This window comes from Sphingomonas hankookensis, assembly GCF_001619955.1.
Lineage (GTDB): Bacteria > Pseudomonadota > Alphaproteobacteria > Sphingomonadales > Sphingomonadaceae > Sphingomonas > Sphingomonas hankookensis_A.
This window is the reverse complement of the sequence record NZ_LQQO01000016.1, coordinates 19,519-35,174: the sequence shown is the minus strand read 5'-3', so window position 1 is coordinate 35,174 and position 15,656 is coordinate 19,519. Positions and strand designations below refer to the sequence as shown.

Sequence of the window (15,656 nt, the reverse complement as noted above, 5' to 3'; positions counted from 1 at the left end):
TGCGCCTATTTCTTGGCCCGGGCGGGCAGGCGAGCACGCAGCCCGGCGAGCTTGCCGATCAGCGAGGTGCCGCCCTTTGCCCCCTTGCCCTTCGCCGCGCCCTTGCCGTCGTCATCCTCGTCGGCGTCGTGCAGCTGGCACAGGTGCCGCGACAGGTCGATCAGCGGGGCCAGCGCGCGATTGCCCTTGCCCGCTTCGGCCAGCGGCTTGCCGAGCTTGGCCGCCTGCGCCGCAAGCTTGCCGTCCCAGGCGATGGCGAAGTCGAGCTTGCGTTCGATCGATCCTTCGAAGTCCTTGCGGCTGATTTCCTGGTTCGCGACCGGTTGCAGCTTGTTGCCGACCAGGATGACGGTGACGTGCGGCGCGTTGGAACGGAACCACGACAGCAACCGGATCGTGTCGCGCGCGGCGGCGAGCGTCAGTTCGGTGACGATCACGGCGGTCTGCACTTCCTCCACCAGATGCGGATAGGCAACCAGCATGCCGCGCGGCAGGTCGACGATCGTCGTTTCGAACGCGGCGCGCATCTCCTCCTGCAACTGGTAGAAGGCGGTGCCGTCGGTCTGGATCGGCGCGTTGATCGGCGCTTCAGCCGACAGCACGCACAGCCGTTCGCCGGCACGCACCATGGCGCGTTCGATGAACAACCCGTCGATGCGGCTCGGATTCTCGATCGCATCGGTCAGCCCGCGACCGGGTTCGAGGTCGAGGCCCAATGCCCCCGTGCCGAAATGGACGTCGAGGTCGAGCAGCGCCGTGCTGCGCTTTTCCTGTTCGCCGCTGAGCCATGCCAGCGAGGTGGCGATGGTCGAGGCGCCCGCGCCGCCGCGCGTGCCGATGATCGCGACCGCGCAGTGCGGGCGTTCGGCACTAGCCTCCGCCGCCTTGGGCGCATGGAGCAGGGCATGGGCCTGCGCGATCGATTCGCGCACCATGTCGGGGTTGAGCGGCTTGAGCAGATAGTCGTGGATGCCGCTGGACAGCAGGTCGCGGTACAGGCGGACGTCGTTCACCTGCCCCATGGCGATGACGATCGTGCCCGGTTCGCACACTTCGGCCAGGCCGTTGATGTCGTTCAGCGGATCGCCCGATTCGGACAGGTCGACGAACAGGATGTGCGGGCTGGCAGAGACGGACAGCGTCTGCACCGCATTGCGCAGCCCGCCCTTCATCACCTTTTCGACCGGCCAGCCATGGTCGCCGGCGACGCCGCGCAGCGTTTCGGCCGAGTTTTCGTCGCAGACGAACGCGACGAAGGCGTCGCGCTGCCCGGATTTGGCGAGGGAGAAGGGGGCGTTCATTACTGGCTGCTCCCGCCCGAACCGCCGGTGCTGCCCGCGGCGTTGCTGACCTGTCCGCCATTGCCGCTGGGCGCCGCGCGGCGCAGCGCGCCGACCGCCTTGGTGTTGACCATGGTGTCGGTCGTCTCGGCATTGCCGCGTCCGAGCACCATGTCGCCCGGACGCGCGACCATCGCCGCCAGGTTCGAATTGATCGAACAGCCGAAGTCGGACGAGGTCTGCGCCGAAAAATTGGGCTGGTAGGTGCGCGAGTTGTCGGGGCATCCCGGCACGCTGGCGGTCATGCGCGACACGACGACGCGGACGGTGCCGGGGGCGAGGGCGCCGGGCGTCGGCGGCACCGCATCGGCGAGCAGCAGCCCAACGCGGGCGGCTTCGGCGGCGATGTCGCTGCGCACCGCGTCGTCGCCGGCCCCGGCATCGTCGACGCCGATCTCGTCGCCATAGCGCAGGTGCATCGCCTCCAGCCAGCCGGCGAGGCGGGCGCGTTCGCCGGGCGCGAGGCCGGCAGGGCCGGTCGCCATGTCGAAGGCATAGGCGGAGCGGCTGACCACCGGCTGATGCACCGATTCGACGCCGCGATTAACGGTGCCGGAGCAGCCGGCGACCGCGATCGTCGTGCCGAGCGCGAGGATACGGAAAAGGGTCATCGGGGCGTGCCTCACTGGATGCTGAAGCCGGGGGCGACCGGCTGGGCGCTGCGGCCGCCTTTGCGCGGGGCGGGGGCAGCGGGAGAGGGATTGGCGGACTCCGGCACGACCGGGGCCGGTGCGGTGAGCCCGATGGCCGGACGGGCGGCCCCCTGCGGCGCCATGGTCGGTACCGGGCGCGGGGTCGGTTTGCGCTGACCGGTCAGCTGGCCCATCAGCACCCGTTCGACATCGTCGGGGGTCGAATAGGCGTCGGTCGGCAGCGCGATGCGTTGCTGGCTGTCGACCGGCTTCACCAGATAGGGGGTGATGACGATGACCAGCTCGGTTTCGTTACGGGTGAAGGCGTTCGAGCGGAACAGCGAGCCGAGGATCGGCAGGTCGCCGAGACCCGGCGCCTTGTCGATCGAATTGTCATGGCTGTTCGATAGCAGACCGCCGATCATCATGCTCTGACCCGAGCCCAGTTCGACGGTCGTTTCAGCCCGTCGCGTGGTGAGCGCGGGGATCGTGGTGCCGTCGATCTGCACCGCGCCGGCGGCCGACAGCTGCGATACTTCGGGGCGGACGCGCAACGAGATGCGGCCATCGGCCAGCACGGTCGGCGTATAGGCAAGGCTAACGCCGTACTGCTTGTACTGCACCGACACCGCGCCCAGCCCCTGGCTGACGGGGATCGGGATTTCGCCGCCCGCGAGGAACGATCCGGTTTCGCCGGACAGGGCGGTCAGGTTCGGATTGGCGAGCGTCGTCACCTGCCCGATGCGCTCACCCAGATCGAGCGCGCCGAGCAGTTCGAGGCCGAGCAGCTTGCCCGCAAGGTTCAGCGTGGTGCCGTTGGTGCCCTTGGTCGGGAAACCGTACAGCGTGCCGCCGGGACGCCCGCCATTGGCGAGGAAGTCGGTATTGGTTGGCGAACCCGGGATGGTCGTGATCGTCCCCTGCCGTCCCTGCGCGACACCGAACAGCATGCCGCCCGACACGTCGCGCGACGTCAGGTTGACTCCGATATTCTTGACGAAGTTGCGGCTGACCTCGGCAATGCGAACCTGCAGGTTGACCTGCAGCGGGGTGGCCAGCTTCAGCCGGTTCACCACGCCGATCTTCAGCGCGACATTGGGATCGCCCACCGCGACGCCCGGATTGAGCAGCGAGGCGACCAGCCGTTCGGCCTGCGCGCTGTCGGCGGGCGAGGCGATGGTACCGTTGAGGACGGCCAGCTGGCCGACCGTCGTCACGCGGATATCGGCCTCCGGCATCGCCGCCTTCAGCATCCGGTCGAGCGAGGTCAGGTTCTGCCCCACGCGCACATTGGCGGCATAGACGACCGCCCCGCTGGCGCTGGTGGCGAAGATCGTCGCTTCGCCATCGGCCTTGCCGAACAGGTGGATCTGGCGCGGATTGCCGACATAGACGTCGGCGACCGCGGGGTTGGACACCCAGACATCGGCGACATTGGCAGGCAGCGTGACCAGCTCGCCCTGCCCGATCGACAGCTGGACGTCGTTGGTCGGGCGCATCGTGCCGGCGGGCGGGGTGCCGACCCGCGCCGCACGGACCGCGCCAGCGGCGGTGCCGGGCGCGGCGAGCGCGGTGGCGGGCAGCGCCGATCCGGTGACGAGCGCGACCGACAGGGTCGCGGCCAGCGACCGGCGCATGAGGTTCAGGCGAGGCATTACTTGGCTCCTCCGACCGGCACGGCGGTCACATCATTGCCGCGGGTGATCCGCACGACCGGTCCGGCCGGGGCGGCGGGTGCCGTCGGCGTGGCGGTCATCGATCCGGCGGGCGGTCCGGCATTGCTGGGGCCTGCCATCATGCCGGCCTTGCCCGGCACCGAGCTGCGCTGGAAACGCGACACGTCGGCACCGGTCGAAAAGGTCGATCCGCCGTCGATCGGGCGGCTGGCGATACGCTCCAGCGCCGCTTTTTCCGCCTTCGGATCGCCATTGGCCGGCAACTGCACATCGCCGCTGGCGATGGCTTCCTCCAGTTCGGAACGGTTGTCGGCGATCGAACGCAGCGACAGCGACAGCGTGCCGACGGTCTGCGCGACGGCGATCTTCTCGGCAATGCGCGGCGTCGCCTCGACCGTCACGGTCGAATAGGTCGACACCAAAGTCTTGCCCTGATCGTCGGTATTCTTGTCGGTGCGCTGGTCGGTCGCCAGCACGCGCAGGTTGCGCAGGAAGGTTTCCGATGCCTTGAGCGGCGGGCCGTCGCCGCCGCCGGCCACGGTCTGCGTCAGCACCAGGTCGACCCGGTCGCCGGGAAAGACGAAGCCCGCGACCGCGCTCTGCGCCGACACCGGCACGGTGACCGCGCGCATGCCCGGCCCCAGGGCGGCGGCAAGGAAGCCGCGGTCGCCCGGCTTGACCAGCGCGCCCTGCGTGATCGGCTGTCCCGCCGGAATGGCGAAGCGGACGACGGTGCCGACCAGATTGCGCGATTCGGGCATGGCTTCGAGGAAATAGGCGTTTTCGACCAGTTCCTTGGGCCAGGGCGTGAACCGGAGCGCGGTCGCATCGATGATCGTGCCGACCGGCAGCGCCTTGGTCGCGACCAGCACGCGCGGGCCGTCGATCGGCGCCGCCATCGGCGCGGCGGTGGCGACGGGGGCCGAAGCGCCGGCCATCAGGTTGCGCGCCATGAACGCGGTCAGGCCCGCCACGAACAGCGCTCCGATCAGCAGGAACAGTTTCCGAGAATCCATGACCTAGCTGGCCCTTCCATTCGTCTGGCCGGTTGATTCGCCGTTAAACATCACCGAAATGGGTTAAGAACGGGTTCGCAATCGCGAGCATGCCGGCGACGGCGATGGCGATCCCGTAGGGAATTTCCGCCACCTGGGCCGCCCGCCGCCGCCATCGATCGGCAAGGAACAGCAGCGTCAGCCCTCCGCCCAGCAGCGACATGACCATCAGCATCGACAGCACGCCGCCCGGCGGCAGCCACAGCGCGAGTGCTGCGATCATCTTCACGTCGCCGCCGCCCATCTGTCCGGCGACGAACGCGGCGAAGAACAGCGCGAAGACGATCAGCGCGACGCCCAGCTGCCACGCCATATCGACGCCCGACAGATCGTTGGCCCACCACCAGGGCAGCGCCAGCAGCGCGATCGCCGCATTCTTCCAGTTCGCGATTTCGCGGGTTCGTGCATCCTCGATGCCGGCGAGCAGCAACAGCAGCAGCAGCGCAAGCGCCAGCCAAGGAACGACGATACCCCCCATGTCGTTAAGCCCTAGACGTAAGGGGTTTCGAAACCGTAACCGGACCCATGGCCGCCCACGCCCTCTACCGCCGCGCGATTCCCGCCGCTGCCGCCATCACCCGGTGGCAGGCGCCCGACGGCTGGTCGCACCGCCGGTTCGACTGGGCCGCACCCGCCAATGTCCGCCCGCGCGGCAGCCTGTTGTTCCAGACCGGGCGGGGCGACATGTTCGAGAAATATCTGGAGACCTTCGCCCATTGGCATGTGCGCGGATGGAGCATCACCGCGTTCGATTGGCGCGGGCAGGGCGGATCGGGGCGCTGCACCCCGGCGGGCGATTGCGGCCATATCGACCGGTTCGAAACCTATCTCGACGACCTCGCCGCCTTCTGGACGCAATGGGATGCGGAGGGGCCGCGGGTGCTGATCGGCCATTCGATGGGCGGGCATCTGGCGCTCCGCGCGGTGGTCGAGCAGCGTGTCGATCCGGCGGCGTGCGTGCTGGTCGCGCCGATGCTGGGGCTGCGCGCGCCGATCGGCCCGCGCTTCGGCGAGCGGATGGCGCGGCTGATGAGCGCGATGGGCAGCCCGCTGAGGCCCGCATGGAAAGGTAACGAGCGTCCGCATACGGTGCGTCCGCGCGAAACGATGCTGACCCATGATCCGGCACGCTATTCCGACGAACTGTGGTGGCAGGGGACCGATGCCGCGCTGCGGACCGGGCCGCCGAGCTGGCGTTGGGTAATCGATGCGTTCCGCTCGACCCGCGAGCTGCGCGCGAGCCCGGCGCTGGCGTCCGTCCGGGTGCCGATCCAGATGCTGGTCGCCGATGCCGATGCGCTGGTCGATGCGCGCGCGGCGGTGGAGGTTGCCGGGCGGTTGCCCGATGTCGAGTTGCTGCGCTTCGGGCCGGAATGCGCGCATGAAATCTTGCGCGAGGCCGATCCGGTCCGTTCGCGCGCCATTGCCGCGATCGACACCTTCCTCGACGCCCGCGCGCCCGCACCGCACCGGACCCACGCATGACGCGCAGGCGGGTGGCGATTATCGGCGCGGGGATGGCGGGGGCGAGCCTTGCCGCCGAACTGGCCGCGACCGACGATGTGTTGCTGCTGGAGGCGGAGGCGCATCCTGGCTTTCACGCGACCGGGCGGTCGGCGGCCTTCTGGTCGGAAACCTATGGCGGGCCGCTGGTGCAGCCGCTGACCAGCGCATCGGGACCGTTCCTGCACGCGCCGCCCGCCGATTTCGCGTCGCAGGGTTTTTTGCGCACGCGCGGCGAATTGCTGCTGGCGCGGGATCGCGCGGTGCTGGCGGCGATGGCGGCGGAGTTCGCGACGAGCGGCGTGCCGATCGAATGGCGCGACCCGCATGGCGTGGTCGAGGGCTTGCGGGGGCCGTGGCATGCTTTGTGGTCGCCGGGCTGTGCCGATATCGATGTGGGCGCGCTGCATGCCGCCTATCTGGCACAGGCGCGGCGTAGTGGCGTCGCGTTGCGCTGCGATGCGCGGCTTACCGGTGGTCGGCGCGCCGGCGGGCAATGGCGGCTGGAAACGGTGACGGGTGAGGACGTCGTGGCCGATATCGTCGTCAACGCCGCCGGGGCATGGGCGGACGAAGTGGCCGTGCTGCTCGGCGCCGCGCCGCAGGGCATCCGGCCCTATCGGCGGACGGTGGTACAGGTGCGGGTCGATCCGCCGGCCTCGCCCGACCTGCCGCTGGTGATGGATGCGGCGGGGGGGTTTTACTTCAAGCCCGAACCGGGCGGGCGGCTGTGGCTGACGCCGCATGACGAGACGCCCGACCGGCCGCACGACGTCGCCGCCGAGGAGATCGACGTGGCGCTGGCGATCGACCGGTTCGAAGCCGCCGTCGACTGGCGGGTCGAGGCGGTCGAGCGGCGCTGGGCGGGGCTGCGCAGCTTCGCGCCCGACCGGCTGCCGGTCTATGGGTTCGACGCATGGGTGCCCGGTTTCTTCTGGTGCGCAGGGCAGGGGGGCTTCGGGATCCAGACCGCGCCCGCCGCCGCGCGGTTGTGCGCGGCGTTGCTGGGTGTCGGCAATGTGCCGCAGGGGGTCGACGCGGCGGTCTATTCGCCGCATAGATTGTCGGAGTAATTCGCGACACCCATTTACGTTAGCGCTATCAGTTCCTATCTGGGCGCCAACACTTGGCGCAAAGAGGATGCACATGACGATCACCGGCGAACTGTTCCTGGGTTCGAAGCGCGTCGCCCGCGACGACCAGTTCCAGGCCTATGACCCCGCAACCGGCGCATTGTTCGGCGAAGGTTTCTCGAAGGGCACGAAGGAAGACGCGGAAGAAGCGTGCGCCCGCGCGGCCGAGGCGTTTCCGATCTATTCGGCGCTACCGCTCGAACAGCGCGCCGGCTTCCTCGACGCGATCGCCGACGAGATCGAGGCACTGGGCGACGAACTGCTCGAACGCGGCAGCCGCGAAACCGGCCTGCCGATCGCCCGCCTGACCGGCGAACGCGGCCGCACTTGCGGGCAGCTGCGCCTGTTCGCGAAGGAAGTGCGCGACGGCGCGTGGCAGCAGCTGCGCATCGATCATGCCGATCCGGCACGCGCGCCGGTGCCCAAGCCCGACCTGCGGCTGCGCACCGTGCCGGTCGGCCCGGTCGTGGTGTTCGGCGCGTCGAACTTTCCGCTCGCCTTCTCGACCGCCGGTGGCGACACTGCGTCGGCGCTGGCGGCGGGTTGCCCGGTGATCGTGAAGGCGCATCAGGCGCATCCGGGCACCGCCGAGCTGGTGGCGCTGGCGATCGTCCGCGCCGCGGAAAAGACCGGCATGCCCGATGGCGTGTTCTCGATGGTGTCGGGGTCGGGCCAGGTGATCGGCACGACGCTGGTCGCCGATCCGCGGGTGCAGGCGGTGGGCTTTACCGGCTCGCGCAGCGGCGGCACCGCGCTGATGAAGGTTGCACAACAACGCCCGCAGCCGATCCCCGTCTATGCCGAAATGTCGTCGATCAACCCGGTCGTGCTGATGTCCGAAGCGCTCAAGAACCGCGGCGAGGCGCTGGCCAAGGGCTATGTCGGCTCGCTGAGCATGGGCGCGGGGCAGTTCTGCACCAATCCGGGCCTGGTGCTCGGCATCGACGGACCGGAGCTCGACGCGTTCCTCGACATCGCCGGCGACGCGCTGCTCGGCACCCCGGCGCAGGTGATGCTCAGCGACGGCATCCACAAGGCGTATGAGGAAGGCCGCGCCAAGCTGGCGTCGAGCCCCGCGGTGACGCTGGTCGGCGAGGGGCAGGAACCGGACGGCCCGACCCGTGGCCGCGCCGCGATCTTCGCCGTGTCGGGCAAGGACTTCATCGCCGATCCGGCACACGCGCACGAAGTGTTCGGCATGTCGTCGGTCGTCGTGAAGTGCGCGAATGCCGACGAACTGGCCGAAGTGCTGTCGAAGCTGGAAGGCCAGCTGACCGCGACGCTCCAGATCGACGAGGGCGATTATGCCGATGCGCGCAAGCTGATCCCGGTGCTGGAACGCACCGTCGGCCGCATCCTGTGCAACGGCTGGCCGACCGGCGTCGAGGTCGGGCATGCGATGGTCCATGGCGGCCCGTTCCCGGCGACGTCGGACGGGCGCACGACGTCGGTCGGCACGCTCGCCATCCACCGCTTCCTGCGGCCGGTATCGTATCAGGACTTCCCGGAAGCGCTGTTGCCGGAAGCGCTGCGCGAAGGAAACCAGCAGGGCGCGCTGACGCGCATCGACGGGGCGTGGACGGTCGGTTGATCGATCGCGAGGATGCGATGCCGGCCTGAGGGAGCGGGCCGGCAGCGTATCTCCGTCGGCGATGTCGACGGAGACAAGGAGGCGGCGGGTCGTTGATCCGTCGCCTTTTTTGCGTTTGGATGGACCCATGGACGACGATACGATCATCGATACCCCCGAAGGCCCGAAGCGTTGGGGGGATTGGAAGAAGAAGAACCCGGTGCAGGTGCCGTCGCGGCGGACCAAGGGGAAGGATCTGCCGAACAAGGTGAAGATTCGGACAGATGAGTGAGGCTTGCGCCCCGCCGCCCGTTTGTCCTGAGTAGCCATGGAGCTTGTCGAAGGACCGTGTGGGGCGGGCGCTTCGATAATGATCGGGTGAACCATGCCCCGCATGGTTCAGGATCGTCAGGGGGACGATCCGACCCGATCATCCTCGACTTCGCTTAATCCTACTCAGCACGAACGGGTGGGTTGAGTTTGTTGACCTTTCCCCACCCACCCCGTTCGGTTCGAGCAGCTTCGAGCTTGTCGAGAAGCGTCCGTCGAGAACGGGTTGCTTGAGGCAGGCGGGTTTTCGACAGGCTCGAACCGAACGGTGGCGAAGGTGGTTTGCTGCCGATAGCTCCACTCTTGCGGAAACCCGTTCTCGACAAGCTCGAACCAAACGGGGGAAGGGGGAGGCCCGAACCAAATGGAGGGGGGAGGCTCGAACTAAACGCGGGCGGGGAAGGAGAGAAGGTAGCCCCTACCGCCGCCCGGCCAGCCAGATCACATGCCGCGCGCCCTTGGTCCCGCGCGCCCGCACGACCTGCTCATCCACCAGATACCCGCAATCCTTCAACCGCTTGGTGAACGCCGCATCAGCATAGGCCGACCAGATCGCCAGCACGCCCCCCGACCGCAGCGCCCGCTTCGTTACCTGAAGTCCGCGCGCGGAATAGAGCTTGTCGTTGCTGGCATGGGTCAGCCCGTCCGGCCCGTTGTCGACATCCAGCAGGATCGCGTCCCAGCCACCATCCTCGATCGCCCACGCCACGTCGCCGACCGCGATCCGCACGCGCGGGTCGTCGAGGCAGCCGTCGAAGATATGCGCCAGCGGCCCGCGCGCCCATTCGACGATCTTGGGCACCAGTTCGGCGACGACCACCTCGGCATCGGCGGGCAGAATCTTCAGAGCACGCCGCAGCGTGAACCCCATGCCGAGGCCGCCGATCAGCACGCGGGCGCCCTTGCGTCCGGTCAGATGCGCGCAACCCAGATCGGCCAGCGCCTCTTCCGACGCCGACATGCGGCTGCTCATCAACTCGTTGCGGTCGAGGACGATCATGAAGTCTTCGCCACGCTGGACCAGGCGCAGTTCGACGCTGTCGCCGGGGACCTGTGCGGTGTCGATCAGGACGCGCGGGATCATTGGGCCAAGGCCGCATCGCTGGCGAGCTTGTCGGCGCGCTCGTTATCGGGGTGGCCGGCATGGCCCTTCACCCACACCCATTCGATGCGGTGCGGCTTGGCGGCGGCGAGGAGTTCCTGCCACAGCTCGGCATTCTTGACCGGCTGTTTCGCAGCGGTCTTCCAGCCATTCTTCTGCCAGCCTTTGATCCATTTGGTCAGGCCGTCCATGACATAGCGGCTGTCGGTCGACAGGATCACCCGGCACGGGCGCTTCAACGCCTTCAGCCCCTCGATCGCGGCCATCAATTCCATGCGGTTGTTGGTGGTGACCTTTTCCCCGCCCGACAATTCGCGCTCGCGACCGTCCGCGGCGCGCAGCACCGCGCCCCAGCCGCCGCGGCCCGGATTGCCCTTGCACGCGCCATCGGTCGCGATTTCCACGCGAGGGAGTTCGGCAGTCTCGGTCATGCGAAGGCGGTCGGGTTCGCGTCGTACCAGTCGAGCCGGCGCAGATAGGCGAGCGGGTCCTTGCGCGTCACCAGCGCGTCGGCCGGTGTGTTGATCCAGTCCCAGGCGCGGGTCAGCAGGAAGCGGATACAGGCACCCTTCGCGAGCAGCGGCAGCGCGGCGACCTCCGCATCGGAGAGCGAGGCCTGCGTGCGATAGCCGGCCAGCAGCGCCTGTCCGATCGCCGGGTCGAGGGCCACACCCTTGGCGTCGAAGCTCCACGCCGAATGGGTGATCGCGACGTCGTAGGCGATGATGTCGGTGCAGGCGAAATAGAAATCGATCAGCCCCGTCACCCGGTCGCCGAGCATCAGGACGTTGTCGGGAAACAGGTCGGCATGAATCGCGCCGATCGGCAGGTCCGTGGGCCACGTCGCGACGATGGCATCCAGCGCCGAACCCACCCGCGCGCGAAGGCCTGGCTGAATCGAATCGAGCTGATCGGAGCAGTCGGCGAACAGCTTCGGCCAGACCGCGACGCCCATCGAATTGGCGCGGGTCGGCGCGAAGCCGGCAAGGCTGCGGTGTAGCGCGCCGAGCGCCGCGCCCGCCGCATGCGCCTGTTCGGCGGTCGGATGGCTGACCGATACGCCCGACAGGAATTCGATCAGGCAGGCGGGACGCCCCTCCAGCGTCTGGATCACCTGACCCGCGCGGTCGGGCAGTGCGCGCGGTACGGGGTTGCCCGCATCCGCCAGCGCATCGGTCATCGCGAAGAAGAAGGGCAGGTCGGCCAGATCGACCCGCTTTTCATACAGCGTCAGGATGAAACGGCCGGTGGTGGTGTCGACCAAATAGTTGCTGTTCTCGACCCCCTCGGCGATCCCCTTGGCCGAAATCAGTTCGCCATGGTCGTAACCGGCCAGGAAGCGCGCGAGCGCTTCCGCCGACACTTGCGTATAGACGGCCATTACGCGGCTTCGAGACCGCGCGGCAGTTTGAACGCGATCGTCTCGCGCGTCATCTCGACCTCGCGCTCGGTCACGTCGAAGCGGGTGGCGATGCGGTCGACCAGTTCGCGCACCAGCACTTCGGGCGCCGACGCACCGGCGGTGATGCCGAGCGTGCCGACACCGTCCAGCCACGCAAAGTCGAGATCGGCGGCGCGCTGGATCAGCTTGGCCGAGGTGCCTTCGCGTTCGGCCACCTCGACCAGCCGCACCGAATTGGACGAATTGGGCGCGCCGATGACGAGGACGAGGTCGCAGCTCTGCGCGATCGCCTTCACCGCATTCTGCCGGTTCGACGTGGCATAGCAGATGTCGTCGGCCTTGGGCGCGACGATGGTCGGGAAGCGCGCGATCGTCGCCTCGACGATGGCGCGGGTGTCGTCGACCGACAGCGTCGTTTGGGTGAGGAAGGCGAGGTTGTCCGGATCGGCCGGGGTCAGCTTCGCGACATCCTCGACCGTTTCGATCAGCGTCATCTGGCCTTCGGGCACCTGGCCGAAGGTGCCGATGACCTCCGGATGGCCGGCATGGCCGACGAACAGGATATGGCGGCCCGATGCGACCAGCCGTTCGGCCTGGCGATGGACCTTCGACACCAGCGGGCAGGTGGCGTCGAGATAGTCGAGGCCGCGCTCGCTCGCCGCCGCCGGCACCGATTTGGGCACGCCGTGTGCGGAGAACACGACTGGCACGCCGTCGGGCACCTGATCCAGTTCCTCGACGAAGATCGCGCCCTTGGCCCTCAGCGAATCGACCACGAACTTGTTGTGGACGATTTCGTGGCGGACATAGACCGGCGCGCCGTGTTTCTGGATCGCCAGCTCGACGATCTGGATCGCGCGGTCGACCCCGGCGCAAAAGCCGCGCGGGGCGGCGATCAGCAATTCGATGGCGGGGCGCGGGGTCTCGGTCATGGAGCCAGCGCTTACAGCTTGTTCGGGCGCGCGCCAAGTGAAGCCGGGCGGCGGGCCTGCAAACACGCCATTGCTTGCGTGCGCGTAAGGCGGTTCCTATGAAGCATCGCTACTCAGGAGGCGCGGCATCGCCGCACCGTTGCATAAGGTACAGATTTCCGTGACCCTCCGCAAAACCGCCGCCGTCGCCACCATCGCCCCCGTGCTCGCTCTGGTCGCGCTGTCGGGGTGCAAGCGCACCGGCGAGCTGGACGTGACTTCGGGCGTCGGCATTTCGGCGGTGCGGTCGGCCTGTCCGGTCGCGGGCGTGCCGGCCGGGACCGGCGACATCACGCTGTTCGATCCGCCTGCCAGCACCGATGCGAAGGCGATCGACGTCGTCGCGACGCTGACCAACGTCCGCGCCTCCTGCGTCGAGGGGACGGACACGATCAACAGCACGGTCAGCTTCGACGTGCAGGCGCGGCGCAACCGCACCGATGCGGCGCGGGTCGTGACGTTACCCTATTTCGTGACGGTCGTGCGCGGCGGCACGCAGGTCGTGTCGAAGCGCATCGGGCAGATCACGCTCAACTTCGCGGCCGGTGAGGCGCGGGCATCGGCGCAGGGGCAGGGGACGGCGATCGTCGACCGCGCCGCCGCGACGCTGCCGCAGGAAACCCGCGACCAGATCAACCGCCGCCGCAAGCCCGGGGACCAGGACGCGGCGATCGACCCGCTGTCCGATCCGGCGGTGCGCCAAGCGGTGCTGGCCGCGACGTTCGAGGCGCTGGTGGGATTCCAGCTGACCGACGCGCAGCTGCGGTATAATGTGACGCGGTGAGGCCGGGCGGAGCGGGTAATCTGCTTCGTCTTCGTCATTCCCGCGAAGGCGGGAATCCATAGACGCTATGGTAGCGCCTCTTGCCTTGACGTCAGCGCGTATGGATTCCCGCCTTCGCGGGAATGACGACGTGGTTGAGTTGGCATGCCTACGTCATCCGGTCTGCGCGGGGACTGCCAATCGCGTCGGGAAACGGACCGCTTGCAACGCCCCTTCCGTCCGCTAGCCGCCCGCTTTCCCGATTGACTAATCCCCACGCCCAAGCCAGAGGTTCGGGCATCAAGGCTTGCAGCCGACGCCACGCGCGGGAGAGTGCGGAGTGATCCGCCGCCGAAGGAGCAACCGCCCCGGAATCTCTCAGGCAACAGGGACCGCGCGGGGCCACGATACTCTGGAAAGCGTTGCGGCCATAACGGTCGGACCACCGAAGGGGTAAGCAGGGCATGTGCCCCGCGAAAGCTCTCAGGTTCCGTGACAGAGGGGGCGATGGTTGCAGGGCGCGCTGTGCCCCTGCGTCCGTCGATCGTCCCTATCACGAAGGATGTGGCCCATGAGCGACATTGCGCCCGAACCCGCCCACGAACTGCGCGCCGACGGCACCGATCCGGTCGAGGAACTGCCGCCGCAGGTGCTGCCGCTCGACGCCTGGCACCGGGCGAAGGGTGGCCGCATGGTCCCGTTCGCGGGCTATACGATGCCGGTCCAGTATGAAGGCATCATGGCCGAGCATCTGTGGACGCGCGAAAGCGCCGGGCTGTTCGACGTAAGTCACATGGGCCAGCTGGTGATCCACGGACCGCATGCGACTGCCGCGCTCGAAGCGCTGCTGCCGGGCGATCTGCGCATCCTGAAGCCTGCCAAGATGCGCTATTCGCTGCTGCTCGACGAACAGGGTGGCATTCTCGACGACCTGATGGTCACGCGGCTGGATGCGGCGGACCCCGGCGTTCCGTTCCCGATGGATGCGGCGGCCGGCGAGGACGCCTTCTATATGGTCGCCAACGGTGCGACCAAATATGACGATATCGGCCATCTGCGCGAGCATCTGGCCGACGAGATCACGCTCAACCATCTCGACGACCGCGCGCTGCTGGCGTTGCAGGGGCCGAAGGCGGTCGATGCGCTGGATCGCATCCTGCCGGGCGTCGCCGCGCTGACCTTCATGACCGCCGGTGCGTTCGAATGGAACGGGCACAAGCTGTGGATCAGCCGTTCGGGCTATACCGGCGAGGACGGCTATGAGATTTCGCTGCCCGAGGACGCCGCCACCGCCTTTGCCGACGCGATCTGTGCCGAACCGGAAGTGAAGCCGATCGGTCTGGGCGCGCGCGATTCGCTGCGCCTCGAAGCAGGGTTGCCGCTCTATGGCCACGACCTCAGCCCCGATACGACTCCGGTCGCCGCCGACCTGGGTTTCGCGCTGTCGAAGCGTCGTCGCGAGGAAGGCGGCTTCCCCGGCGCCGAGCGTATCCTCGCCGAACGCGCCGCCGGCCCGCAATTGAAGCGGATCGGCGTGATCGTCGAAGGCCGCCAGCCGGTGCGCGAAGGCGCCGAGGTCGTGGACGCCGACGGCAATGTCGTCGGTCACGTCACCTCGGGCGGGTTCGCGCCGAGCGTGCAGGCGCCGATCGCCATGGCCTATTGCCCGCCGGCGCTGGCGGAAAGCGGGGCGATCACCCTGCGCCAGCGCGGCAAGCTGCATCCGGCGCGGGTCGTGCCGATGCCGTTCGTCCCCCATCGTTACGTCCGTTAAGAGGGAGTTGCCCCGATGAGCCGTTTTTTCACGCAGGAACATGAGTGGATTGAAGTCGACGGTGAAGTCGCGACGGTCGGCATCACCGAATATGCCGCCGGGCAGCTGGGCGACATCGTGTTCGTCGACGTTCCCGCCGATGGTCGCGAACTCACCAAGGGCGACGATGCCGCCGTCGTTGAGTCGGTCAAGGCCGCTTCCGACGTCTATACCCCGGCATCGGGCACGGTGATCGAGGGCAATGCGGCGCTGACCGACAACCCGGCGCTGGTCAACGAAGACCCCGAAGGCGATGGCTGGTTCTTCAAGCTGACGCTCCGCGATGAGAGCGAGCTGGGCGAGCTGATGGATGAAGAGAAGTACGCCGCGTATATCGCGCGGCTGTAAGGATCGCGCCCGACACCA

General features: G+C 68.2%; 16 protein-coding genes and 1 riboswitch. Of the genes, 7 read left to right on the top strand and 9 right to left on the bottom strand.

Annotated features, from left to right (window positions below):
• Positions 1-5 precede the first annotated feature (5 nt).
• Genes AVT10_RS09595 through AVT10_RS09575 form a run of 5 tightly spaced genes read right to left on the bottom strand, consistent with a single transcriptional unit; the run spans position 6 to position 5,181 of the window.
• Positions 6-1,301, bottom strand: a complete 1,296-nt coding sequence (locus AVT10_RS09595) for an AAA family ATPase (RefSeq protein WP_066690220.1) — start codon at positions 1,299-1,301, stop codon at positions 6-8.
• The gene (locus tag AVT10_RS09590) at positions 1,301-1,951 is read right to left on the bottom strand and encodes a CpaD family pilus assembly lipoprotein (protein WP_066690218.1); all 651 of its coding nucleotides are present in this window, start codon (positions 1,949-1,951) and stop codon (positions 1,301-1,303) included. Before AVT10_RS09590 ends, AVT10_RS09595 begins: the two co-directional genes overlap by 1 nt.
• An 11-nt stretch (positions 1,952-1,962) precedes the next feature.
• Complete coding sequence (locus AVT10_RS09585; protein WP_084401546.1) at positions 1,963-3,627, bottom strand: type II and III secretion system protein family protein; 1,665 nt, start codon at positions 3,625-3,627, stop codon at positions 1,963-1,965.
• Positions 3,627-4,664 (bottom strand): Flp pilus assembly protein CpaB, encoded by a 1,038-nt coding sequence (cpaB, locus tag AVT10_RS09580; protein ID WP_066690216.1) that lies wholly within the window; start codon positions 4,662-4,664, stop codon positions 3,627-3,629. Before cpaB ends, AVT10_RS09585 begins: the two co-directional genes overlap by 1 nt.
• A gap of 43 nt (positions 4,665-4,707) precedes the next feature.
• Positions 4,708-5,181, bottom strand: coding sequence for an A24 family peptidase (locus tag AVT10_RS09575; RefSeq protein ID WP_066690215.1), 474 nt, complete (start codon positions 5,179-5,181; stop codon positions 4,708-4,710).
• A gap of 47 nt (positions 5,182-5,228) precedes the next feature.
• Here AVT10_RS09575 and AVT10_RS09570 point away from each other — a divergent pair, with 47 nt between their 5' ends.
• From AVT10_RS09570 to AVT10_RS18530, 4 genes are all read left to right on the top strand, one after another.
• Positions 5,229-6,188 (top strand): alpha/beta fold hydrolase, encoded by a 960-nt coding sequence (locus tag AVT10_RS09570; RefSeq protein ID WP_066690213.1) that lies wholly within the window; start codon positions 5,229-5,231, stop codon positions 6,186-6,188.
• Positions 6,185-7,279 carry an NAD(P)/FAD-dependent oxidoreductase gene (locus AVT10_RS09565; protein ID WP_066690210.1) on the top strand — a complete coding sequence of 365 codons (1,095 nt, stop codon included), beginning with the start codon at positions 6,185-6,187 and terminating at the stop codon, positions 7,277-7,279. The genes AVT10_RS09570 and AVT10_RS09565 overlap by 4 nt, the downstream gene beginning before the upstream one ends.
• 73 nt (positions 7,280-7,352) lie before the next feature.
• Positions 7,353-8,930 carry an aldehyde dehydrogenase (NADP(+)) gene (locus tag AVT10_RS09560; RefSeq protein ID WP_066690208.1) on the top strand — a complete coding sequence of 526 codons (1,578 nt, stop codon included), beginning with the start codon at positions 7,353-7,355 and terminating at the stop codon, positions 8,928-8,930.
• Between the two features lie 127 nt (positions 8,931-9,057).
• Positions 9,058-9,201 (top strand): hypothetical protein, encoded by a 144-nt coding sequence (locus AVT10_RS18530; protein WP_162235335.1) that lies wholly within the window; start codon positions 9,058-9,060, stop codon positions 9,199-9,201.
• A 456-nt stretch (positions 9,202-9,657) separates the two neighbouring features.
• Here AVT10_RS18530 and AVT10_RS09555 read toward each other — a convergent pair whose 3' ends face one another.
• The 4 genes from AVT10_RS09555 to ispH are packed head-to-tail and all read right to left on the bottom strand — an operon-like array spanning position 9,658 to position 12,675.
• Positions 9,658-10,323: a hypothetical protein gene (locus tag AVT10_RS09555; RefSeq protein ID WP_066690206.1), complete on the bottom strand. Its 666-nt coding sequence runs from the start codon at positions 10,321-10,323 to the stop codon at positions 9,658-9,660.
• Positions 10,320-10,772 (bottom strand): ribonuclease HI, encoded by a 453-nt coding sequence (rnhA, locus tag AVT10_RS09550; protein ID WP_066690205.1) that lies wholly within the window; start codon positions 10,770-10,772, stop codon positions 10,320-10,322. The genes AVT10_RS09555 and rnhA overlap by 4 nt, the downstream gene beginning before the upstream one ends.
• Positions 10,769-11,722, bottom strand: a complete 954-nt coding sequence (gene thrB, locus AVT10_RS09545; RefSeq protein ID WP_066690202.1) for a homoserine kinase — start codon at positions 11,720-11,722, stop codon at positions 10,769-10,771. The genes rnhA and thrB overlap by 4 nt, the downstream gene beginning before the upstream one ends.
• Positions 11,722-12,675 (bottom strand): 4-hydroxy-3-methylbut-2-enyl diphosphate reductase, encoded by a 954-nt coding sequence (gene ispH / locus AVT10_RS09540; protein WP_066690200.1) that lies wholly within the window; start codon positions 12,673-12,675, stop codon positions 11,722-11,724. Before ispH ends, thrB begins: the two co-directional genes overlap by 1 nt.
• Before the next feature lie 160 nt (positions 12,676-12,835).
• Here ispH and AVT10_RS09535 point away from each other — a divergent pair, with 160 nt between their 5' ends.
• The 3 genes from AVT10_RS09535 (at position 12,836) to gcvH (ending at position 15,638) form a co-directional block, all read left to right on the top strand.
• Complete coding sequence (locus AVT10_RS09535) at positions 12,836-13,498, top strand: hypothetical protein (protein WP_198158543.1); 663 nt, start codon at positions 12,836-12,838, stop codon at positions 13,496-13,498.
• Between the two features lie 295 nt (positions 13,499-13,793).
• Positions 13,794-13,882, top strand: a riboswitch (glycine riboswitch).
• 166 nt (positions 13,883-14,048) lie between these two features.
• Positions 14,049-15,251 carry a glycine cleavage system aminomethyltransferase GcvT gene (gene gcvT, locus AVT10_RS09530; protein WP_084401544.1) on the top strand — a complete coding sequence of 401 codons (1,203 nt, stop codon included), beginning with the start codon at positions 14,049-14,051 and terminating at the stop codon, positions 15,249-15,251.
• 15 nt (positions 15,252-15,266) lie between these two features.
• A complete protein-coding gene (gene gcvH / locus AVT10_RS09525) occupies positions 15,267-15,638 on the top strand; it encodes a glycine cleavage system protein GcvH (RefSeq protein WP_066690195.1) in 372 nt (123 codons plus the stop codon).
• The last annotated feature ends 18 nt before the right edge of the window (positions 15,639-15,656 follow it).

Excerpts from the sequence above, each read along its gene's own strand:
- AVT10_RS09595 (WP_066690220.1), bottom strand. The coding sequence starts at position 1,301 with ATGAACGCCCCCTTCTCCCTCGCCAAATCCGGGCAGCGCGACGCCTTC.
- AVT10_RS09590 (WP_066690218.1), bottom strand. The coding sequence starts at position 1,951 with ATGACCCTTTTCCGTATCCTCGCGCTCGGCACGACGATCGCGGTCGCC.
- AVT10_RS09585 (WP_084401546.1), bottom strand. The coding sequence starts at position 3,627 with ATGCCTCGCCTGAACCTCATGCGCCGGTCGCTGGCCGCGACCCTGTCG.
- cpaB (WP_066690216.1), bottom strand. The coding sequence starts at position 4,664 with ATGGATTCTCGGAAACTGTTCCTGCTGATCGGAGCGCTGTTCGTGGCG.
- AVT10_RS09575 (WP_066690215.1), bottom strand. The coding sequence starts at position 5,181 with ATGGGGGGTATCGTCGTTCCTTGGCTGGCGCTTGCGCTGCTGCTGCTG.
- AVT10_RS09570 (WP_066690213.1), top strand. The coding sequence starts at position 5,229 with ATGGCCGCCCACGCCCTCTACCGCCGCGCGATTCCCGCCGCTGCCGCC.
- AVT10_RS09565 (WP_066690210.1), top strand. The coding sequence starts at position 6,185 with ATGACGCGCAGGCGGGTGGCGATTATCGGCGCGGGGATGGCGGGGGCG.
- AVT10_RS09560 (WP_066690208.1), top strand. The coding sequence starts at position 7,353 with ATGACGATCACCGGCGAACTGTTCCTGGGTTCGAAGCGCGTCGCCCGC.
- AVT10_RS18530 (WP_162235335.1), top strand. The coding sequence starts at position 9,058 with ATGGACGACGATACGATCATCGATACCCCCGAAGGCCCGAAGCGTTGG.
- AVT10_RS09555 (WP_066690206.1), bottom strand. The coding sequence starts at position 10,323 with ATGATCCCGCGCGTCCTGATCGACACCGCACAGGTCCCCGGCGACAGC.
- rnhA (WP_066690205.1), bottom strand. The coding sequence starts at position 10,772 with ATGACCGAGACTGCCGAACTCCCTCGCGTGGAAATCGCGACCGATGGC.
- thrB (WP_066690202.1), bottom strand. The coding sequence starts at position 11,722 with ATGGCCGTCTATACGCAAGTGTCGGCGGAAGCGCTCGCGCGCTTCCTG.
- ispH (WP_066690200.1), bottom strand. The coding sequence starts at position 12,675 with ATGACCGAGACCCCGCGCCCCGCCATCGAATTGCTGATCGCCGCCCCG.
- gcvT (WP_084401544.1), top strand. The coding sequence starts at position 14,049 with ATGAGCGACATTGCGCCCGAACCCGCCCACGAACTGCGCGCCGACGGC.
- gcvH (WP_066690195.1), top strand. The coding sequence starts at position 15,267 with ATGAGCCGTTTTTTCACGCAGGAACATGAGTGGATTGAAGTCGACGGT.